The sequence below is a fragment of the Blastocatellia bacterium genome, assembly GCA_016713405.1.
Classification (GTDB): Bacteria; Acidobacteriota; Blastocatellia; order Chloracidobacteriales; family JADJPF01; genus JADJPF01.
Genome location: JADJPF010000020.1, coordinates 629,367 through 650,315, shown reverse-complemented (window position 1 = coordinate 650,315; position 20,949 = coordinate 629,367). Strand labels below are relative to the sequence as shown.

At 33.8% G+C, this 20,949-nt stretch carries 19 protein-coding genes and 1 tRNA gene; 15 read left to right on the top strand and 5 right to left on the bottom strand.

Annotated features, from left to right (window positions below):
* The first annotated feature begins 41 nt into the window (after window positions 1–41).
* Window positions 42–1,262, top strand: a complete 1,221-nt coding sequence (locus tag IPK14_21195) for an alginate export family protein (protein MBK7995798.1) — start codon at window positions 42–44, stop codon at window positions 1,260–1,262.
* A 171-nt stretch (window positions 1,263–1,433) separates the two neighbouring features.
* On the opposite strand, the gene IPK14_21190 is transcribed toward IPK14_21195, so the two are convergent.
* From IPK14_21190 to IPK14_21170, 5 genes are all read right to left on the bottom strand, one after another.
* Window positions 1,434–1,520, bottom strand: a tRNA-Ser gene (locus IPK14_21190).
* 114 nt (window positions 1,521–1,634) lie between these two features.
* Complete coding sequence (locus tag IPK14_21185) at window positions 1,635–4,265, bottom strand: DUF4388 domain-containing protein (GenBank protein ID MBK7995797.1); 2,631 nt, start codon at window positions 4,263–4,265, stop codon at window positions 1,635–1,637.
* A gap of 227 nt (window positions 4,266–4,492) precedes the next feature.
* Window positions 4,493–5,137 (bottom strand): hypothetical protein, encoded by a 645-nt coding sequence (locus IPK14_21180; GenBank protein MBK7995796.1) that lies wholly within the window; start codon window positions 5,135–5,137, stop codon window positions 4,493–4,495.
* A gap of 6 nt (window positions 5,138–5,143) precedes the next feature.
* Entirely contained in the window at window positions 5,144–5,998 is an 855-nt protein-coding gene (locus IPK14_21175; GenBank protein MBK7995795.1) for a response regulator, read from the bottom strand.
* A 341-nt stretch (window positions 5,999–6,339) separates the two neighbouring features.
* Entirely contained in the window at window positions 6,340–8,391 is a 2,052-nt protein-coding gene (locus IPK14_21170; GenBank protein MBK7995794.1) for a hypothetical protein, read from the bottom strand.
* Between the two features lie 755 nt (window positions 8,392–9,146).
* Here IPK14_21170 and IPK14_21165 point away from each other — a divergent pair.
* The 14 genes from IPK14_21165 to IPK14_21100 all read left to right on the top strand — a co-directional run bounded on the left by IPK14_21165 (window position 9,147) and on the right by IPK14_21100 (window position 20,935).
* Window positions 9,147–9,554 carry a GntR family transcriptional regulator gene (locus IPK14_21165; GenBank protein MBK7995793.1) on the top strand — a complete coding sequence of 136 codons (408 nt, stop codon included), beginning with the start codon at window positions 9,147–9,149 and terminating at the stop codon, window positions 9,552–9,554.
* Window positions 9,555–9,573: 19 nt separating this feature from the next.
* Complete coding sequence (locus IPK14_21160; protein MBK7995792.1) at window positions 9,574–10,005, top strand: GntR family transcriptional regulator; 432 nt, start codon at window positions 9,574–9,576, stop codon at window positions 10,003–10,005.
* Between the two features lie 14 nt (window positions 10,006–10,019).
* The gene (locus tag IPK14_21155) at window positions 10,020–10,937 is read left to right on the top strand and encodes an ABC transporter ATP-binding protein (GenBank protein MBK7995791.1); all 918 of its coding nucleotides are present in this window, start codon (window positions 10,020–10,022) and stop codon (window positions 10,935–10,937) included.
* A 2-nt stretch (window positions 10,938–10,939) separates the two neighbouring features.
* Window positions 10,940–12,898 carry a hypothetical protein gene (locus tag IPK14_21150; GenBank protein ID MBK7995790.1) on the top strand — a complete coding sequence of 653 codons (1,959 nt, stop codon included), beginning with the start codon at window positions 10,940–10,942 and terminating at the stop codon, window positions 12,896–12,898.
* A 143-nt stretch (window positions 12,899–13,041) separates the two neighbouring features.
* On the top strand, window positions 13,042–14,436 hold the full coding sequence (glmU, locus tag IPK14_21145; GenBank protein MBK7995789.1) for a bifunctional UDP-N-acetylglucosamine diphosphorylase/glucosamine-1-phosphate N-acetyltransferase GlmU: 1,395 nt from the start codon (window positions 13,042–13,044) through the stop codon (window positions 14,434–14,436).
* 3 nt (window positions 14,437–14,439) lie between these two features.
* Window positions 14,440–15,579: a bifunctional diaminohydroxyphosphoribosylaminopyrimidine deaminase/5-amino-6-(5-phosphoribosylamino)uracil reductase RibD gene (ribD, locus tag IPK14_21140; GenBank protein MBK7995788.1), complete on the top strand. Its 1,140-nt coding sequence runs from the start codon at window positions 14,440–14,442 to the stop codon at window positions 15,577–15,579.
* 6 nt (window positions 15,580–15,585) lie between these two features.
* Window positions 15,586–15,912: a methyltransferase domain-containing protein gene (locus IPK14_21135; GenBank protein ID MBK7995787.1), complete on the top strand. Its 327-nt coding sequence runs from the start codon at window positions 15,586–15,588 to the stop codon at window positions 15,910–15,912.
* Window positions 15,906–16,439: a hypothetical protein gene (locus tag IPK14_21130; GenBank protein MBK7995786.1), complete on the top strand. Its 534-nt coding sequence runs from the start codon at window positions 15,906–15,908 to the stop codon at window positions 16,437–16,439. The genes IPK14_21135 and IPK14_21130 overlap by 7 nt, the downstream gene beginning before the upstream one ends.
* A gap of 209 nt (window positions 16,440–16,648) precedes the next feature.
* On the top strand, window positions 16,649–16,828 hold the full coding sequence (locus IPK14_21125) for a hypothetical protein (GenBank protein ID MBK7995785.1): 180 nt from the start codon (window positions 16,649–16,651) through the stop codon (window positions 16,826–16,828).
* A gap of 99 nt (window positions 16,829–16,927) precedes the next feature.
* Complete coding sequence (locus IPK14_21120; protein MBK7995784.1) at window positions 16,928–17,179, top strand: hypothetical protein; 252 nt, start codon at window positions 16,928–16,930, stop codon at window positions 17,177–17,179.
* 118 nt (window positions 17,180–17,297) lie between these two features.
* Entirely contained in the window at window positions 17,298–17,972 is a 675-nt protein-coding gene (locus IPK14_21115; GenBank protein MBK7995783.1) for a CerR family C-terminal domain-containing protein, read from the top strand.
* 2 nt (window positions 17,973–17,974) lie between these two features.
* A complete protein-coding gene (locus IPK14_21110; GenBank protein MBK7995782.1) occupies window positions 17,975–19,096 on the top strand; it encodes an ABC transporter permease in 1,122 nt (373 codons plus the stop codon).
* A 5-nt stretch (window positions 19,097–19,101) separates the two neighbouring features.
* Window positions 19,102–19,848: an ABC transporter ATP-binding protein gene (locus IPK14_21105; GenBank protein MBK7995781.1), complete on the top strand. Its 747-nt coding sequence runs from the start codon at window positions 19,102–19,104 to the stop codon at window positions 19,846–19,848.
* Between the two features lie 19 nt (window positions 19,849–19,867).
* Complete coding sequence (locus IPK14_21100; GenBank protein ID MBK7995780.1) at window positions 19,868–20,935, top strand: biotin/lipoyl-binding protein; 1,068 nt, start codon at window positions 19,868–19,870, stop codon at window positions 20,933–20,935.
* Window positions 20,936–20,949: the final 14 nt, after the last annotated feature.

Below are 20,949 nucleotides of genomic sequence, written 5' to 3'. Positions count from 1 at the left end.
TGCTTAAAAGTTGTAAAACTATATACTTGGGGGCAAAAATTATGAATAACTTAATAACAAAATTAGCATTCTTATTTCTTATAGTAATAATTTATGTTAGTGAGGTTAATGGACAAACACAAAAAGTATCAAGTACCCCAATCTCTGATGAAATAAATAAAGAACTTCCTAAATGGTTGAGTTTTTCTGGTGAATATAGATTAAGAGTAGAGGGATTTTCTGGTATTAATGGTCAAAGAAACCGAGATGACCTTTATAGTCTTTCTAGGATTCGCTTAGATTTAACTATAAAGCCTACAGAAAACTTAAAAATTTTCCTACAAGCTCAAGACTCACGAGTTTTTGGATTTAACAGCAAACCAACTCCAACAATACATGCTAATAGTATTGACTTAAGACAAGCTTATATTGAATGGCAACAAAAATCTAAAGTTGGTTGGTCAGTAAAAGCAGGCCGTCAAGAACTAAATTTTGGAGATCAGCGTTTAATTGGAAGCCTTAATTGGACTAACACATCAAGGACTTTTGATGCAATTAAAATTGGTTATAGCCAAAAAAATTATGGACTAGAAGTTTTTGCTTCTTCAGTTGTAAATGTTGATAATACTGTATTTGACCGTCATAGAGATGGTAAAAACTTATATGGGGCATATCTTAAACTTCCAAAAATAGCTCCTAAAACCACACTTAATACATATTTATTTTGGAAAACTGAGCGTCCACTTGTACGTAGCGAAAACGGTCTAATTGGTTCAGCTAACATTGTCACCTTAGGAACAAATCTTATAGGTGCATTAAATCCAAAAATAAACTATGAAGTTGATTTAATGCTGCAAAGAGGCTCTTTTTCAACTGATGATGTTAGGGCTTATGCTGCTCATAGTAAAATTAACTATACTTTCTCCAAAAAAGAAAATATTCCTACACTTTTTGTTGAATATAATCATGCTTCTGGAGATGCCAGTCCTAATGATCGTGTTAGAGGAACATTTGACCAGTTATTTCCTACAGGACATGCAAAATATGGATTAACTGATTTAGTTGGTTTACGTAATATGCACGATGTTTGGGTAGGTAGTGTTTGGCAGGCACATAAAAAACTAAAATTGCAGCTTGATTATCATTCAATTTGGCTAGCTAAACGTCGGGATGGCCTTTATAACGCTGGTGGAAATTTAATTGCTCGTGTTGCAATGGGAGCAAAATCAAATCATGTCGCCCAAGAAATAGATATAAGAGCTACTTATAATTTACGTCCATGAGTTGATTTAGAAAACGGTTATGGTCGCTGGATACCTGGAGATTTTTGGAAAGAAGCAACTATGGGAGCTAAAGTTTCTTTTGCCTATAGTATGTTAACTTATAAATTTTAGTTTCTTATTTTAGTTCCGTAAATAAAAAAGCTCTAGTACATACTAGAGCTTTTTTATTTACGGAGAGGGTGGGATTTGAACCCACGGTAGGAGTAACCCTACGACGGTTTTCAAGACCGTTGCTTTAAACCACTCAGCCACCTCTCCAAGAAGTTATTTTAAGTAATCTATAGTTTGTGACTGCAAAACTTGGCTATTATAAAAAAATGTTTTATAAACAGCAAGCATAGTAAGGAGGATAGTTGTTAGATAAAATAAAAACTATTCTTGACCAAGGAGTTTTGACCAAAAACCTTTAGGTTTTGTGCCAGATTTAGTATCTGTTTCCTCTTTTTCTATTTCTTCTAATGCTTGTCTAGCACGTTTACCATTAGGATTTACTCTTAACGCATCCTGATAGGTTTCTATGGCTTTATCTATTTTATTGTGATTGCGATAAAAATCCCCTAACTCTAACAAATAGTTGCTATCTCTAGGCGCACATTCAATAGCTTTTTGATAACCAAATTCTGCATCATTTTCATAACCAGGCAAATGATTATAAGCACGAGCAAGTTGGGCCCAGTATTCTGCGTCTTTTGAAGAAATTTTTATTGCCATCATTAACATTTCTATTGCTTCAACATATTTTTTTTCATCACAAAACTCAATAGATTTTAAGTAATATTCTGCGGCTGTAAAAGATTTGCTTTTACCTCCAGGAGATGGCCTATTTTGTGAGGGTAATTCATTTGTAGGAGTTATAGGAGTTGTGGGAGTTGATTGTTTAGCAACGCTATTATTAGTAGTAGGCTCATTAATGGGTGGTGTCGGTACTTGCGCCACAGGTACTGCTGGCTGATTAAACTGTGCGCGAGAAGCTGCTAAAGGTGTAATAGTTGGGCGTATATTGCTAGTTGTATCAATTACTATAGAAGGTTTTGCACCAGGATTAGAGCGTACTGGACTTTGATTAGTATTAGGAAGATTAGTTGGTATTTTAGTACCTGCACTAGATTTATTAGGGTCAACCAATTCATTTGTATTTGGACGAGTACCAGCATTAGAGCGAAGCAACTCAGGGTTTAAGGAATAACTACCACTTGTCTTTGGGGCCTGATTAGATAGCTGACTACCTGTTTTAGAATCTACTTTTAGAGATGGCATTGCTGATGGAGTTGGCCTTGGTGGAGAAGGTTGATATTTAGAGCCTGTAATTGGAGAAGCATATTTATTATCTGTAGAAACTATTTTTTGTTCTTGTGGATTTGGTAAAGTATTATATTGACCTGTATTTCTACGTAACATTTTACCTGTTTGATCATCATATAAGTTTCTTTTATGCGGATTAGATAAAACTTCTACAGCTAAGCGGATTGCCCTAGAAATTTCTTCCAACTGCAAAGACATATTCATTCCATACGCTGTCAAGTTTTCTTGTTTTTTTATATCAAATTGCCTCATCAAATTAGTATATGACTGTTCAATCATATCTTTTGTTGCACTTCGTTCTAGCTCCAATACTTGATAATGAGTTGCATTAGCACGAATTTGATTTAACTTATTTTCTATAAGATAACAAAACTCCATTATTTCTTGATAATTAAGAGAAGTTTTTGAATTTGTATTTGGACTTGTAGAAGGTAATACAGTTTGAGAACTAGGTGTTTTGGCAATAGGTGCTGTTTTATTGCCAGAAGAACTAGCATTATTTGTTTTGTTTTGAGATTGTTGGGTAATTAATATTTGATAGGGTTGATTGAGAGCAGTATTTATATAATTTATGTGTGAACTAACATCCATGTTATAAGCTTGTAACTCTTTTTGCCTACTCGGGTTAAAGTAATTACTTAGTTTTTGATAAGAAACATTTATTTGTGTCAAACTAGAGCTAATATCTACTTCTAGTACTTCATAAATAGAAGCTTGAGAATTTATAGCTCTTACTTTTGATTCAACTTGATAATAAAATTCCATTGCTGAACGTGTATCTAAACTATTATCAACATAAGCTTTAGAAGTATTTTGTGAATCTGGCACGTTAGCTGTTTTACTATGTATTACAGGAGAAACATTAGGTAATTTTTCTTGTAAACTTGGACTAGAGGACTCTATAAGTAAACTAGCCATTTGTTGCATTAAATCCCCTGTTTTACCGCTATTATGTTCTGTTTTAGTTCCCTTACTTTGTTCTACTAAATTAGTCAAACTAATTGGTTCAGCAGAAACAGATAAATATCCTAGTAATTGCAAGGTAGCCAAAGTTTTTAGGATTAGTTCTTTAGGAAAAGAAGCTAGTTTTATTATTTCATTAATATTAAAAGTAATATTTTCTAACCTACCTAATAAAATATCTTCTTGGGGACTTAAAATTATTTGCTTACGAATTTCTACTAGCGGTTTAGCTAGTTTTAATGGTGCTTGAAAATTACCCAAAATTTGCTCAACTACTGAGAGATCAGTTAGTTCACGAAATCCAGCTAATAAAATTTGTGGTACAGAAATAAGATTTTTAACTTCATATTCTGGCAATGCACAACGAGTAAAACGATTATCAAAGTTTTGCCATATAAACATACTAGTAATAATGCTTATTATTTGCTGTTGAAACATCGCTGGTAATGCTTCTGTCTGAAAATAACCTAGTTGAACTAAACTTTTTCCAAAACGTCGGTTTTCTTGGACTAATTTATTTACTTCTTCTAATTGTTGTAAAGTAAGTAAGTTGCAACTAAGAAGATATTGACCTAACTGCTCAGTTTCTAAATTACTAGTAGCAAAAACGATATTACCATTTTCAAAATGTATAGTCTTACGGACAGATTGCTGTTTAATGGTAAGAATACCTGTTCTTTGATTAAAGTAATAGTCTAGTAGTATTTGTGGGATAAAATTTTCTTTTAGCTCAGACATATAGATTCCCGTTTAAGTTGAACTAAATCAACATGTTACAAACACATACTTAACAGTTTTTTTAGTGTGAGAAATAATTGTTAAAATTTTGTTAAGATTTTAATAAAACAATATCTATTTCTTGTGAAATTATCAAAGTAAAAATCCATTTTAACAAAAATTGTATTGGATTAGTTAGATAATTTTATTTGTTATTCTAGCAAAAATACCGATCTTAAGAAAAAATACTATAATAATCTAAACTTAGGTGGGGTTTTTAGGAAATTACTAGTGCGATTTACCTGACAATCTATATAAGCTTGATCTTCTTCTGTGATCACAATAAAAGCAATTTCATCACAATGAAATTGTTTTTTTAATTTATTAGCTTTTGTTATAACGAGATCCTTAAATTCTTCATATTCTGGAATAATAGTAGGTTTACCAACTCGGCGACAAGTGTCCCAAAATTGATTATAAAGCTGCATAATTTCAATACCCATTGCTTCTGGATTTGATAAGTTAATACTAAAAGTTGTAGGTATTGATTCATTTATTTTATGTGAAGTTTCTTTTTCTTCATCAGATGTAATTTCAAATTCTGGTAATTGATTAATAGGTGGAGTTTCTTTATCTATAGTAGGGATAGTTAAGCCATCTGTAGTAGATTTATTTTCTATTGTAGTAGGTTGAGAAGACTCACTTTGAAATAGATCTATATTTGGTGGTAATGGTTTAATAGCATACTTCCTGGTAGTAAACTTACTATCAGTGTTACTTGCGGTAGGTTTTTCCACTTGAGAAACTTTTGGTAAAACAGCAGAGTTAGCTGGCGTTTTTGTGGAAGTAACAGGATTTGCTGGTGTTTTTGCTGCACTGACTTTGGGCAGCATTTCTTTTTATAAGATCCATTTTTCCTGGAAGAATAGTAATTTCCTTATTAGCTTCTTCTTGAAATAGTGCAACAAGTTTTGTGCTGTTTGCTCATCAAGTGTTTTACTTGTTTGTTGAGGTGGTGTAGTGGATGAAGTTATTATTGGTGGTGGTGTAATTGCTGGAGTTATTGAAGTTGGCAAAGTTGGTGGGGCAGCTAATCCTTTGACAACTACATCTTTATTAGGCAATGTTGGTATATTTAGAGCAGGTGGTTTTGAGTCTTTAGCTTTGGTTGTTTTTTTATTTTGACGTGTAAGTAAGCGTTTGATACGAGCTTGGATTTCATTTACTCTTAAGGGTTTAATCCAATAATCTTCTACACCTTGTTCTAAAGCTGCTGCAACTTCTTCATCATCATCAATAGAAGATAGTACAACAAAAGGAATATCTGCTAATTTAGGATTATTTTGCAAACTTTGAAATAATTCTATACCTGTCATATTGGGCATACGTAAATCAGATATTAGTAAATGTATAGGAAGTTTTTCTAATTTTTCTAAAGCATTTACCCCATCTAGTGCTGTTTCTATATGGCATTTAAGCTTTTGTGCAGCAATCTTTAAGATCATATGGATGGTAGGATCATCATCGACTACTAATATATTAGAGTTTTGGTACTCAGTAATCTCATCTACTGGTTTTGTATTAACATCTTTCCAGCTAACTTGTTTAATATTTCCTTGTAAAAGGCGTATAGAACTAAAATCTGAAAGGTCTATATCGGTACGAAGACCATTACTATCATGAATAGGTAAGTCAACCTCATCTAATAAGACTATTTGACCACTAGCAGCTAAAATAGCAAGAATCAACAGCAAAGCTGGTCGTTGAAGTCCAAAAGGCTCTTTATGAACTAACTTAAAAGCTTGTAATTTAGTTATGACTTGATTTTGCTCAAGTGCTTGATGAAAATAATCAACTACAGAACCTTTTACAACATTATTTAATAAATCAGATATTTTATAAGTATTTCCTTCATTAAAAATTAAGTGTAAAGGACGTGCAAATTGTTCTAATGAAACTTGTTGATCTGGGCTAGGTGTACTAGTTGGTTGAAATAACCCAGGAAGTAGCTCATAAACTGTTTCTAAAGTTAATAAATCTTCAAATTCAGGATGTTTAGAAAAACGTTTGCTTAAAAGAGGTTCTAAGAGTTTAGTTAAATTAGTATTAAAAAAGAATTACTAGCAGTTAAATGTAAGTCTGTTTGTTGATTATTAATTAAGCGTCCTTTAGTCAAATAAACATGCTGAAAAATATTTCCTATTTCTTCTTCCAAATGAGTTTTAAGCTGTAAAGTTTCTTCTTTGCTTAAAGGTGATTTACCTTCATTGATAACTAATAACTGTTTTAATAACAAACGTTCTATACTACTAACTGCTATTGGTTGCCAATACAGCAAAGTATTAGGTAATTCTATTGGTGGAGGTAGTGCCATTGGAGCATAAGCACGTAGCATAATTATTTGCCAATCATACTCACAAACAGCTTGATGCTCATCTGTATCATTAAATAACTCAATACTTCCACCAAAGGCTAATATACCTTTTCTTAATGAACCTCGCCATTTTACGTTAAGTTCTATTCTATCGCGGAGTTTATCCTGTTCTAAGACAAAAGGCCAATCCTTAAAAAACTTCTTTCCTGTAGATACAAGCAGGTAATCTAGCTTAATCTCATCATCAGGTATTGCATCAGCTAAATCTAGTAAAATATCGGAAGCATTAGAACTAGCAGCAACAAGACTATCTGTTTTAATAGGGGATTGGGGCAATAAACTAGGTTCACCTTTAACTTCTATAGGTTTAAAGTTTTGGCTAGAGACTTGTCGTTTGGGCTTATCTCTAGCAATAGTTTTAGTAATAGTTCTAATATCTATATCAGGTTTATTAGCAAGTAAAGATAAGGGGTTGGTTTCTGCAATATTAAATTTATAGCTTAGTTCTGGCCCCTCTGCACTAACAACAATTCCGCTACTTGTAGCAGCAAGTCGCGCCATAATGGAATTAAGCATTTCAATAAAAGATAATGGATCTCGCTCATCATAAAGCATTACAGAATCAGCTAAGCTTTTTGCTGCTACAGATTGGCCTGCTAATGAAAATATTAACAAAGCTTTTAACATCATTTTGGCATAAAGCGGTTGTGGTTGTGGTAAGGAAGGAATGTATTTATTAAACAGATAATCATAAAGAACAAAAGTCTCAGCTAAACTTGGATGTTTACGTAAATCAAACTCAAAACTATCAAACACTTCATCTAAGCAAATTAAATTAAATGCTCGTCTAAGCAATGCGCGAGAAGAAACGGCTGTAATAAATCCAAATAATGAAAATGAACGTGCATAGCGTCTTACTGCTGGTGCTAGCTTTACAACTAAAGGATGTAAGGGATAAAGTTGTGCAAATTGAGATTGTGAAGAAGAAAAATAAGGTATTCTACGGCGTAAATCAGAATAAAGACTTTCTACTTGTAAGCGTTGGGATTGTGTTTTAACAAAGATCTTTTTATCAATAATATTAACAATACTATTAGTATTGATGTATTCATACTTAAATATAGTAGAGAGTACTTTTTTTAGTGATCCTTCAGCAACATTTTGATCCAAGGTAATTACCAAACTAAATTTGCCATTAACAGCCTCTTTTGCTAATTCTTGGAGCCATTCAAGTAGTGGCCCACCTTGTTGTGGATCAATAAGAAATTGAGAAATACCATCAATAAATAAAGCTATTTGTACTCCTGTGCGTATTTTTTGATCAATAATATCATCTACTTGAGTAATTAAATTTTCTGGAGAAAGATTTTCTGTTCCAGGAATGATAGGATAAGCTTTTACTAGATTTAACCCTTTTTCTAAATCAAACCCTAAAATTAAAGTAGGAAATCCATCTGATGGTAATTTAGGTAAAGCTAGTTTCTCAAAAGCACTGACTACGTTTTGATCTTGTAATAAATTAACAAATCTTGGGCGATTAGCTAAACTACGTACTAAATTAAGCAAATGACTTTTACCCATACCACGCTCAGCTACAATAGCTTGTGTGCCAATACCAGCAGCAGCATTAACTAATATTCTTATAGCTAGTTCTTGCAAATCTTCTGTAAATTGATAAGCTTTGGCATTTTGCTCATCGCTTACTAGCTCAAACTGGGTTATTTGATTAAATTGATGTAAAGAAACAAAGGATTTAATTTGTTGTGAACTCATATAGTTAAAAGTTTTGTCCTAAGACTACAGCAAGATTTTTATTAAAAATTAGCTAATTACAGCGTAAACTAAGTAAGTTAATATTTTTTGAATTTCTTGAGTCCTGAAGGGACGAAATAATTGTAGCCTAGGTCGTAAGACATAAGCTTAGTGATTATACATAACTAGAGTCGCGTAGCGACAACATAATAAACCTAATTAACACAATATTTTAATTATGTCGTCACTACGTGACTCTATAAATATTACACTATCATACGTAGGGTTGAACCCCTGCGCTACAAATATGCCGCCCCGTTGGGGCTTTAAGAGATAAAATTTCAGAAAACTTTGTTTACAGTGTACTAATCATCAATACTATTTTTATAAAAGCTTCAATTATATGTTAAAGCTATAAGTTTTAATTTTATTCCTATTTCTATATTTATTAAAAATTGCTAAAAAATTGCTAATTAACAAACCAACCTTAGCTAAATTTCTTATTTTATGTATAGACCTCCTAACTAACAAGCTATTTATGGATGTTAATTTGTATTTAGCAAAATTCCTAGGCTTTTATTCTTATTATCTTTATTATTTTTTACTATTTTTATAGTTTTTTCTAATTTTTTATTATCTTAAGCTAAAAATTAAAAATTTTTGCAAAATTATTATTGACTTCACTGTATTAGTGTATTAGACTTCTAATACACTAATACAGTGACACAGTAATACAGTAAAACTAAAGCGTATTAGTTAAATTTTAAGGAGGACAGATGAGTCGAGCGTTGCATATAGATCCTAGTGATGCTGCTCCAATTTGGCGGCAAATAGAAGAAGGGTTGCGACGTTTGGTTGCTTCTGGTGCTTTAGTGCCAGGAGAAGCTGTTCCTTCTGTCAGAGATTTAGCCAAAGAGTTAAGAGTTAATCCAGCAACAGTAGCAAAAGCTTATCAACGTCTAGTAGACGCTGGAGTTTTAATGGTCAAGCGTGGTGAAGGAACTTTTGTTGCTGAAAGTCGCCCAGTAATGGGAATTGTTGAACGTAAGCAACTCTTAAGAGAAGGTGCTATTCGCTATGCAACTACAGCTATTACTATTGGAGCTAGTTCTGAAGAAGCTATTTTAGAGTTAAAAGAAGCTATTGAACAAATTAGTAGCAGTGAACTTGAAACAGAATTTTAAGGATTAGGAGTAGTTACTTATGGTCAGTTTTAGATTAAAAGTAGATCCAAGTAATGAAAAACCCTTATGGCAACAAGTTGAAGAAGGCGTAAGAAAGTTAATTACAAGTGGAATTCTAGCCCCTGGAAGCTTAATTATTTCTGTACGTGAGCTAGCTCAAGAATTAAAAATCAATCCAACCATTGTAGCAAAGGCTTATCAACGTTTAATAGATACAGGGCTTTTAGTAAATAAGCGTTGGGAAGGTATCATAGTAGCTAATTATTTAACAGTAGATGAACAAAAAGATTTATTACATCAAGAAGCTTTAAGATATGCCTATGCTGCCAGTGAATTAGGAATAGAAAAAGAAGTAGCCATTCAGCAATTAAAAATGGCATTTCACAATATAAAACTACAACAAGGTAGATTAAAAGTAGCCGTAAAATTAACAAGGTTAGGGCAAAGGTAGGAATGGGAGGTTTTATGGAAAGTTTGTCAGATGGTGCAACAATAGGTTTTGAAGCTTTAACCATCCGCTATGGTAAAAAAAGCGTTTTAGAAAATGTTTCTTTTCAAGTTCCTTCAGGTTCAGTTTATGCTCTACTTGGGCGCAATGGTACAGGAAAATCTTCTACTGTACGTTGTCTTTTAGGACAACAAAAGCCCACAACAGGTAGAGTAACAATGTTTGGTCAAGATGTCTGGAAAAACCGTTCTAGACTAATGGAAAAAGTTGGAGTAATTCCAGAAGAACCAGATGCCCCTGCTGATATGACAGCTAAACAATTAGTAAATTTTTGTTCAGATCTTTATCCAAAATGGGATGCTGTTGGAGTTAACCAACGTCTAGCACGTTTTCAAGTCCCCTTAAATGTAGCTTTTGGCAATTTATCTAAAGGCCAAAAAGGTCAAGTTGCACTTGCACTTGCACTTGGTTCTTGCCCAGAAATTTTAGTGCTTGACGACCCAACACTTGGCTTAGATGTGGTAGCACGAAAAAATTTTTTTGAAGAATTAGTTGGTGAATTAGCTGATCGCGGTATGACCGTAATTATTACTTCGCATGATTTAGCTGGTATTGAAAGAATCGCTGATCGAGTAGGAATTATTAAGGACAATAAATTAGTAGCAAATGAAGAAATTGAAACATTAAAAGCAAAATTTCGTCGTATCCGCTGCCCTAACCGAGGTATGGAAATAACTAGCCGAGATGCGGCTTGGGATGGACTTACAACAGTTCAAGTTAAGGTGTCGGGTTGGGGAGTAGAGGCTGTTGTTTCAAACTATGACGAATATTCATTTAATAAATTTAGAAATTTAGGTGGAATAACTGATGCAGAAGTTTCTGCAACGTCATTAGAAGATATTTTTACTGTTATGGTAGGAGAAAAAGGAGAATAGCTATGAGAGAAATTAAAAGAGAATTAAAAAGTTTATTTACCGTCGCCTTAAGAGAAGTAAAATCTAGAATCACATTATTTGGTGCAGCATTTGTAATAGGTCTTTTCCCCGCACTATTCCCAGTGTTTAATAAATTTGGCGCACCTTTTACTGGTAATGATGTTGGAATTGGTACTTTTGCTATAACAATTTGTGTTGTTTTTGCCTTCTCTTTACTATTAGGAGAATCTATTTTAGGTAGAGAACTAGCAAACCGACAAATGAGTTTTTATTTTTCCCGTCCCTTATCGGCTACAACCCTTTATATAGGAAAAGTGCTAGGTGCATTATCTATAGTTGTTCTCTCACTAATGCTTACAACACTACCAAGCTTATTATTTTTTAGTTCACAATCCCATCAGTTCTTTGCACCCGAGGCAATAGAAATATATAGTACGCTAACCGTTCTTTGCCTAGGTTTAGGCGTAACAGCAGGCATTATTTTTCGTTCTAAATCTCTTTGGTTAATAACTGATTTAGCACTTACTCCTGTTGCACTAGTTTTAGGAGCATTTTCCTTTTTTGTTATCTTCGTCGCCTATTTTAACCCTGGTTATGTATCTACCAACTATAGCGAAACTTTAGCAACTGCTTTACCTTTTGGCTTAGGCTTACTGCTACTAGTTGTTAATGGTTTTGCTCTCTCTTTTGGTCGTTCTAACATTAAAAGTATACACAAATTTTTATCTATCTCTTTTTGGAGCATGATAATGACTCTAATAGTAGGTGGTTATGGTGTTTCTCAATGGATAGTTTCTGCTGCTCCAGATGATTTAACTAATGTAAATTATGCTGAAACTAATTCAAAAGGTAGTTGGGTAACTTTCCAGGGCGCAGGTTGGGGACGCGGCAACTATACATCCGGCTATTTACTTAATGTAAAAAGTGGTAACTATCATCAACTTGATAATTTTAGTGCTTCCTTCTATGGAATAGTATTTTCTGCTGATGGTAACAAGGCTGTTTGGTTAGAAAGCAAAGCTGGAGTTTATGGTTTACTTTATGACAAATTTTCAATAGTTAAAGCAGATTTAAGCACAGACAAAATTAAACCTGTTTACACTGATATTAATGTGTCCTCTTTTGGTCAAATAGAGCTTTCTGATGATGGTTCACGTCTTGCTTTTGTTAGAGATAATATGATTACTATATTTGACTTAAACACAGATAAAGAATTAGCAACTGTTCATATTCCTTTAACAAACAAGGTTTATAAAGGTGGTGTGTTTTTAACTCCTGAGTTAGCACGCTTTTATATAGTTGATGATACTAAAAGAAACAAAGATAGCTATGATTTAGCAATATTTGAACTAAATGTTAGTGACAAAAAATTAGTTGAAGTTGGCAAAGCAACAGCATTTAGATTTCACCAAATTATGTTGTCATCCAACAATGAAAAAATGATTCTAAGCAACGATGAACTTACAGGACTCTATAATGCTAAAACAGGTGAACTTATAGCTAATATCTACACTCCAAATAAAGAGTTAAATCAACGTGTCCGTTTTATTGCTAATGACAAAATAGCTTTAGCACAAGTAGATAGAAATGCTAAAAAATCTACTATGCAAATTTTATCTTCTGAAGGACAAGTAGAAAAAACCATTGAAACAGGGAATTTTGCTGATGTTTACATTATGGATTATATTAATAATAGCCAAATACTAGTAACTTTAGTAAAAGATTACAATGTTGCTCCTGAACAACAACTTGCAATCCTAGACATCAACACTGGTTTATTAACTGTTAGCAAACAACAAAAACTCCAACAAATTCAAGACTGGACTTGGGGACTAAAAAGAAATATCCCTACCATATCAAGTACTTCTGAAAGATATTTCTTAAATAAGCAAGGGTTAGTAAAAATGGACTTTACAAAAGATAGCTCAGAAGTGATGAATAGCTTTGGCTTTACTAACTAATAACTTTTAACAAATAATCCAAAAAATAAGGCAGCTTAAATGGCTGCCTTATTTTTTTGTATTTGCATAAGTCTATTAACTTTTTGCTTTTAAGTAGTTAAAATCTTGGCTTTCTTAAAACTTCTTTTTTGTAGGATATATTTATGGACTTAAATATTTTAGTAATGGCTGCTGGTTTAGGTACAAGAATGAAATCACGTAAAGCTAAGGTTTTACATAATTTAGTTGGTCAACCTTTGATAAATCATGTCTACCAAACAGCCCTTTCACTTTCACCAAAAAGAATCCTAATGATTATTGGTCATCAAGCTGACGATGTAGCCCGAAACTTAAAAACTTGTCATCAACAACTTACAAAATTATCAGACTCTAATCTTGTTGCTCCAGAGCATGTTTTACAACTTGAGCAACGCGGCACAGGTCATATGGTAATGATGGCTAAAGAACAGCTTGCAAACGACAATACACCTATTTTAGTTTTATCTGGCGATGTTCCTTTAATTTCTGCTCAAACCTTAAAAAATCTTTTTGAAGTCCATAAATCAAATAATGCTAAAGCTACTGTTTTAACTACAACTATTGCAGATCCAACTGGTTATGGTCGTATAGTTCGCACTGGTGAAGATTTTAGCTATATTGTTGAGCATCGAGATGCTAGCCCAACAGAGCTAGCAATTAATGAAATTAATGCAGGAATTTATTGTTTTGAATCTAATGCCCTTTTTAATGCTTTAGAGCGAATTTCCCCTAACAATTCCCAAGGTGAATATTATTTAACAGATGTTTTATCTGTTCTAAAAAAACAAGGTAATAAAGTAGCTATTTATCAATACCCTGTAGCCAATGAAGTGTTAGGAATTAATAACCGTTTAGAACTTGCCGAAGCCGAAAAACGCCTGCGTAAAAGCAAATTAACTAACCTAATGCTTTCAGGTGTCACAATTATTGACCCTGATAGCACTTTTATTGACCCACAAGTTACAATTGGAATGGATAGCGTAATTTACCCAAATGTAGTTATTGAAGGTTATACAACTGTAGGAGAAAATTGCACACTTTACCCGGGAGTTCATTTAGTTAACGCTCAACTAGCTAATGGAGTTACGGTTAAGGATTACTGTTTAGTTGTAGATAGCTTTTTAGCTGATGACACTATGGTTGGCCCATTTGCACATCTACGTATGGGAGCAAGATTAGAAGCTAATGCAACTGTAGGAAATTTTGTTGAAGTAAAAAAATCAACTTTAGGCTGTAAAACTAAAGCTATGCACCTAGCTTATTTAGGAGATGCAACCATTGGCAACCAAGTAAATATTGGTGCAGGAACGATTACTTGTAATTATGATGGGAAAAATAAGCATTCTACAATCATTGCTGATAATGTTAAGATTGGCAGCGATACAATGCTAGTTGCCCCTGTCACAGTTGGCGAAGGTTCAATAACAGGTGCCGGAACTGTTGTTACAAAAGATATTCCAGCAAACTCTTTAGCTGTAGGTGTTCCAGCAGTAATCAAAAAACAAATAACAAAGGCTTAAATTATGAATGATCTTAAATGGATGCAGGAAGTCTTAAAACTTGCCGCTAAGGGTCAAGGTCAAGTTAGCCCTAATCCAATGGTTGGTGCTTTGGTAGTAAAAAGCGATGTAGTTCTTGGACGTGGCTATCATCGCTATAGCAGTTTTGACCATGCCGAGGTACACGCTTTAAGAGAAGCTGGAAGTCTTGCCCAAAATGCGACACTTTTTGTAAATCTTGAGCCTTGTTGCCATCATGGACGAACTCCCCCTTGTACAGATTTAATTTTAAGAAGCGGTGTAAGTCGTGTAGTTGCTGCAATGACAGACCCTAATCCTTTGGTAGCTGGTGGAGGTTTTCACGCGCTTCAAGTAAATGGTGTAGAAGTTCAAGTTGGACTATGTGAAAAAGAAGCTCAAAAGCTTAATGAAAAATTTGTTACTTTTGTTACTAAAAAACGCCCTTTTGTTTTGCTAAAAACAGCTATGACCCTAGGTGGTAAAATTGCTACTTACTCTGGCAAATCCCAATGGATAACGGGCGAAGCCTCTCGCCTAGCATCTCAAAAACTCCGAGCAGAATATGATGCTATTTTAGTAGGTGCTGGAACTGTTATTGCTGATGATCCAGAACTAACCCTAAGAATTGAAGCTAAACGACATCGCGCATTATTTAGAATTATTGTTGATGGTAGTCTAAACACTCCACTTACAGCAAAAATGTTTACTACTACCACGCTATATCCTGTAGTTATTTTTGCTGATGAGCAATCAGCTATTAATAATCTTGGAAGCAAAGAAGCTTTAATGCAGCGTGTTAAACAATATGAAGATCTTGGAGTTCAAATAATTTTTGAAGCAGGAATAAGCGGCTATGTGTCGCTTCCTGCACTACTTAATGAACTAGCACGCCGTCAAATTACAAGCTTAATTGTTGAAGGCGGCTCAAGCATCACAGGACAGTTTTTAGAAAATCATTTGTTTGATAAAGCCTCATTTTTTATTGCTCCTAAATTAGTTGGTGGACAAAATGCAACTGTAGCAATGGGCGCAACTGGCTTTGAAAGCCTAGATGAAGCCGTAGAGCTAGAAAACGTTGAAATCATCCAACATAACAAAGATATTGAAATTACTGGCTATCCTAAAACTCAGGTGGAAAATTAAACTACATTGAAAGCAAAAAAAAGCCTTGGACAAAATTTTCTTGTTGATCAAAACATTATTGCCCGAATTGTCGGACATGTTGCGCCAACATCAGATGAATTAATAATAGAAATTGGCCCAGGTCATGGTATTTTGACCGAAGCTTTACTTGAAAAAGCGGGCAAAGTTGTTGCAATTGAAATAGATAGCGAACTTCTTCAAGAACTAAAAATAACTCTTCCCCAAAATAATTTAGAGCTAATCTTAGCCGATGCCTTAGATTTAGACTTAGAACAGTTAATTCATAGCCAATTAAATTTGCACCCTGAGTTAAAAAGAAAGTTCGCATTGTAGCTAACCTTCCTTACTATATTTCTACAGCAATATTAACTAGATTATTATCAGCTAGTGATTTAATTCGAGATATGACTTTAATGCTTCAAAGAGAAGTAGCAGAACGAATTGCTAGCACGGCTGGAGGAAAAGATTATGGAATTTTATCTGTAATTTCCCAACTTTATGCTGATACAAGGGTTTTATTTCCTGTAAAAGCTGGCTCATTTCGCCCTATTCCTAAAGTAGAATCAGCCATTTTACAATTAAAAGTCTATCCACAACCTTTAGTTGAGGTTTTAGACCGAAATTTATTTGTAAAAGTTGTTTGTGCTGCTTTTTCTGAACGTCGCAAAACCATCTTAAACAGCCTAAAATCCAACTACAAAACTATTGATTCAAAGCTAGAACCTTCTCAAATACCAATTATTCTTGAGCAAGCCAATATTGTTTTAACAAGACGCGCTGAAACTCTTAGTTCTAAGGAATTTGCTCTGCTAGCAAACACTTTTTACCAATATACTAAAAATACTGCCCATAACTTATAGATAAATTTAGCACTTACCACAACAGTTAAAAATTTTTAGAAAACTTGCCAAAACCTTTCCTAACTTACCTTGACATATTTCTAGAAGATTTAGTATTTTTAGAAAAATGAAATTGACATTGATTTTCAAAATTAACATTAACAAAATAGTATTTTTATTAGGTTAAAACTATGAGTCTAATTTCTAATTTACTAAAAGAAGGATAAGTTATGCACTATAAGAAAAATGCTGTAAAAAATACAAAAAAGCTGGTAAATACTGTAAAGATTGTCCGCTACGTAAAGGATAAACTAGACATTTGGTTTCCTTCTGAGCGTCGCATAATTTGTGCAGAAAATGGTGTAATAAGCGCAAGAGTCATTGAAATAAGCAACTTTAAGACACCTTAAATTTTTACAAAATGCTAGCAAAAACTACATTGAGCTTAGGCAGGACTTATCCTTAAATGTAGCTTTTTGCTAGTTTTAATAAATTTGCTAGGTAATCTTATGAGAAAAAATTTATCAATAGTAATTTTTGGTAGCGGCGAGGACATAGAGCTTATTAGCTTAAAGTGTCTCTTAATAAAATGTGGCATAGTAAATTTTACTAGTAAAAAGCCTAGTGAACTTAATACTTATGATTTTTCCAAAGCAAAAAATAATGCTTTAGTTGTGATTTCCCGCAAATTAAAAGCAACTGAAGTAGAAAGTATTTTTACCCAAGCCCGTCAGTTCTCTATTCCAATACTTCAACTATAAAATTTTCTGTCTTAAAAATTATCCAAGTTTTAGCAAAATTTAATTGACCTTTTTGCCATTGCCATTTACTTTAAGAAAATCAAACGTTTGTTTTAATCATCTGTTTTAAATTATAAAAATGGCAAATAATTTAGTAGAAAATCAGGAAGAATTAGGAACCAAAGAACGGCTACTAGCAGTTGCAGAAAAGCTTTTTGCCGAGCGTGGTTTAGCTGCAACAAGCATTCGAGACTTAGCACGGGAAGCAGAAGTTAATGTTGCTGCGGTAAATTATTATTTTGGTAGTAAAGAAAATCTTTACCTAGAAACTCTGCGTTATGCTTTTCAACAAACCGGTGTAAGTTCTCCAGAATTTCAAAAAATAATTAAAAAAGCTGAAGTCATTAATACAAAAGAAGCTGCCGAAATAGCTATTACTAAATATATTGAAGAATTTCTGCTCTTAATTCTTTCCTCTGACCAAGCACGTCGGCACGCTTGTTTAATGAGCAGAGAAATTAGCGATCCTACACCAGCTTTAGATGTTATTGTGCAGGAATTTATTTTGCCTAAAAATAGAGCTTTATCTAGATTAATTGCCCAATTTCAACCTGCTTTAGCAAATTCTGATAAGTTACCGCTTTATACTCTTAGTATTGTTTCTCAATGTTTGCATTATCATTTTGCCCTACCAATTATCTTAAAAGTGCTTAATCAAAAAGAAATGTCTCCCGACTTAATTAGTCGTATTGCTAAACATATTGCTGAGTTTTCCCTAACAGCATTAAAAGGTGTAAATCAAATAGAGGTCTAAATATGTTACGTATTGCCTTACAAATGCTTATTGGTGATCGCGCTAAGTACATTACTTTAGTTAGTGGATTAGCCTTTGTTTCATTGTTATTTATTCAACAAGGCTCTGTTTTCTGTGGATTAATGCTTCGTACTGCCAAACCTATAGAAACTGTTGGAGCGCAAATTTGGGTAGCAGATCCTACACTACAATCTATTGATGAGTCTAAACCATTACTAGACACCGATTTAACACGTGTGCGAAGTGTGCCAGGTGTAAAATGGGCAGTTCCTCTATTTATGAGACAAACACAGGTAAGGTTAAAAACTGGTAAGTTTCAAACTGTAAGACTTTTTGGTTTAGATAATGCTAGTTTAGCAGGTCGTCCCGGCAAAATGCTTGAAGGCGACACATCTGCGCTTAATTCTCCTGATTCTGTAATTATTGGAAAAGCAGAATCAGAACGCTTAAATAGTCCTAAAATTGGGGATACTTTTGAAATTAATGACCGTCTTGCTCGTGTAGTTGGAATTGCTGATGTTCCAAGAGATTTTTTGTCTAACCCTTATGTTTACACTACTTATGACCGTGCATTACAATATTCACCCCGTCAACGTAAACAACTTAATTTTATTTTAGTCCAAGCTCAAGACTCTTTAGACCCAAAAGAACTTGTAGAAACTATTAAAAAATCTACAGGTTTAGCTGCTTATACTAAAGCAGATATGCAGTGGCTTACTATTGGCTACTATATGAAAAATACTGGTATTCCAATTAATATCGGTATTTCTTTAACCCTAGTTTTTCTTGTTGGAATGGCTATTGCGGGACAAACATTTTATGCTTTTGCTCTGCAAAACGAGCGTTATTTTGGCGCGCTTAAAGCGATGGGAACTAGTAGTTTTACATTAGTTAAAATGATTTTACTTCAAAGTTTAACAGTAGGAATAATTGGCTATAGTATTGGTTCAGGAGCAGGCTGCCTTATTGGTTGGGTAAATCAAACTGGCCGACTAGCATTTTTTACTCCCTATCAACTACTTTTAATTAGTTTTGTTATAACAATAGTAATATGTATGGTGTCTAGTTTAATTAGTATTAAACGAGTCTTACAATTAGAACCTGCCGTAGTTTTCCGAAGTTAATAATTATGAAAATACAAGATAATCAATTAACAAATTATGATATAGCAGTGTCTTTAACTAAAGTGTCTAAAACTTTTGGCGTTGGAGATACTCAGGTTAAAGCATTAAAAACAGTAGATTTACAAGTTTCTTGTGGTGAGCTACTTTTGCTAGTTGGGCCGTCTGGATGCGGTAAAACTACCTTACTAAGTGTAATGGCTGGAATATTAGATAATGATGATGGGGTAGTTGATGTTTTTGGTGTAAGAGTAGATAAATTAAGCCAATCTCAAAAAACTAGTTTTCGCCGCCAGTATATAGGCTTTATTTTTCAGCAATTTAACTTAATTCCAACTTTAACAGCCGCGGAAAATGTTGCTGTTCCCTTACTAATTGCCAAAACTCCTTATGCAAAGGCTGTAAAAAAAGGGCGAGAGTTTTTATCTTTAGTAGGGTTAGGCGAAAGAACAGAATTTTTTCCTACACAACTTTCAGGCGGTCAACAACAACGTGTCGCTATTGCTCGTGCTTTAGTATCTGAACCTAGGCTTATTGTCTGTGATGAACCTACAGCTAGCTTGGATGGAGATACAGGAAAATTAGTAATGGAAATGTTTAGACGTACTGCTCTTAGCAAAGATCGAGCAATTATTGTTGTAACACATGATAACCGTATTTTTTCTTATGGCGACCGAATAGCAGAAATGCTAGATGGGGAAATTATAGCCGTTCATACTAACCAAAATAACGATAACAATTTAGTACATCAATAATATAGAGGGATTAGAAAGTATGAGAAAGTATGCCAGTATTTTATTAGCATTAATTGGAATAAGTTTTGCGATCTATTGGGTAAAAGTCTCTGCTCGTCCAACACCTGTTGCCCCACCTCTTAATGAACCTGCCCAAAATACTTATGATCAAACCATTGCTGGAGCCGGAATTATTGAAGCAGCAGGGCGAAATATTCAAATTAACCCTCCTATAGCGGGTCAAGTTATACAAATATTTGTTAAAGAAAACGATTTGGTAAAAACAGGTGATAAACTTTTTTTGATAGATGATCGGGAACAACGATCTAAAATTGTTAGTGCCGAGGCTAATATTGCCCGTGCTGAAGCAACTTTAGCTACAGCACAAGCTGATATTGCTACTCAAGAAGCAGCTAAACAAAGTGCTGATGCTAATATTTCTCAATTAAAAGCACTACTAGAAGATAATGAACAAGTTTTAATCAGCAATGAAAAACTTTATCAGACTGGTGTAATTCCTTTTTTAACTTATAACACTAGCCTTAAGGCTCGTGATGCTGCAAAAGCTCGCGTAAGTCAAGCCGAGGCACAATTTCAACAAGCAGATGCCTTGCTTAACAGTGCAAAAGCTAGAATAAAAGAATCTGAAGCCAATTTAAGTGTCTTAAAAGCACAAAGAGCAGAACTTTTAGTTAATTTAGAAAGATTAACAGTTACTGCACCGCAAACTGGACGAGTCCTACAACTTAATATTCGTGTTGGAGAAATGATTACAGCTAACCCAAATCAAGCTTCAATGTTGCTTGGAGAAACAGACCTTTTACAGGTTAGAGTAGATATAGATGAGGTCAATGCTGTTAAATTTTCTTCTGGTAGCCAAGCAGTTGCACATCTAAAAGGAGATTCAAATAAAAAAATTCCCTTAGAATTTGTCAGAATAGACCCTTATATTTTGCCAAAGAAAAGTTTAACTGGTGATAATACTGAGCGTGTAGATATTCGGGTTTTACAAGTAATTTACAGGTTTTCACCACCTTCATTTCCTGTTTATGTTGGTCAACAAGTAGATGTATTTGTTGATGCAGCACCTAAAGTTGCAGCCAAATAAAAAAATAGCCTAGC

What these genes read in the sequence shown, in the direction of transcription:
- IPK14_21195 (MBK7995798.1), top strand. Translation starts at nt 42, where the DNA reads ATGAATAACTTAATAACAAAATTAGCATTCTTATTTCTTATAGTAATA.
- IPK14_21185 (MBK7995797.1), bottom strand. Translation starts at nt 4,265, where the DNA reads ATGTCTGAGCTAAAAGAAAATTTTATCCCACAAATACTACTAGACTAT.
- IPK14_21180 (MBK7995796.1), bottom strand. Translation starts at nt 5,137, where the DNA reads ATGCTGCCCAAAGTCAGTGCAGCAAAAACACCAGCAAATCCTGTTACT.
- IPK14_21170 (MBK7995794.1), bottom strand. Translation starts at nt 8,391, where the DNA reads ATGAGTTCACAACAAATTAAATCCTTTGTTTCTTTACATCAATTTAAT.
- IPK14_21165 (MBK7995793.1), top strand. Translation starts at nt 9,147, where the DNA reads ATGAGTCGAGCGTTGCATATAGATCCTAGTGATGCTGCTCCAATTTGG.
- IPK14_21160 (MBK7995792.1), top strand. Translation starts at nt 9,574, where the DNA reads ATGGTCAGTTTTAGATTAAAAGTAGATCCAAGTAATGAAAAACCCTTA.
- IPK14_21155 (MBK7995791.1), top strand. Translation starts at nt 10,020, where the DNA reads ATGGAAAGTTTGTCAGATGGTGCAACAATAGGTTTTGAAGCTTTAACC.
- IPK14_21150 (MBK7995790.1), top strand. Translation starts at nt 10,940, where the DNA reads ATGAGAGAAATTAAAAGAGAATTAAAAAGTTTATTTACCGTCGCCTTA.
- glmU (MBK7995789.1), top strand. Translation starts at nt 13,042, where the DNA reads ATGGACTTAAATATTTTAGTAATGGCTGCTGGTTTAGGTACAAGAATG.
- ribD (MBK7995788.1), top strand. Translation starts at nt 14,440, where the DNA reads ATGAATGATCTTAAATGGATGCAGGAAGTCTTAAAACTTGCCGCTAAG.
- IPK14_21125 (MBK7995785.1), top strand. Translation starts at nt 16,649, where the DNA reads ATGCACTATAAGAAAAATGCTGTAAAAAATACAAAAAAGCTGGTAAAT.
- IPK14_21120 (MBK7995784.1), top strand. Translation starts at nt 16,928, where the DNA reads ATGAGAAAAAATTTATCAATAGTAATTTTTGGTAGCGGCGAGGACATA.
- IPK14_21115 (MBK7995783.1), top strand. Translation starts at nt 17,298, where the DNA reads ATGGCAAATAATTTAGTAGAAAATCAGGAAGAATTAGGAACCAAAGAA.
- IPK14_21110 (MBK7995782.1), top strand. Translation starts at nt 17,975, where the DNA reads ATGTTACGTATTGCCTTACAAATGCTTATTGGTGATCGCGCTAAGTAC.
- IPK14_21105 (MBK7995781.1), top strand. Translation starts at nt 19,102, where the DNA reads ATGAAAATACAAGATAATCAATTAACAAATTATGATATAGCAGTGTCT.
- IPK14_21100 (MBK7995780.1), top strand. Translation starts at nt 19,868, where the DNA reads ATGAGAAAGTATGCCAGTATTTTATTAGCATTAATTGGAATAAGTTTT.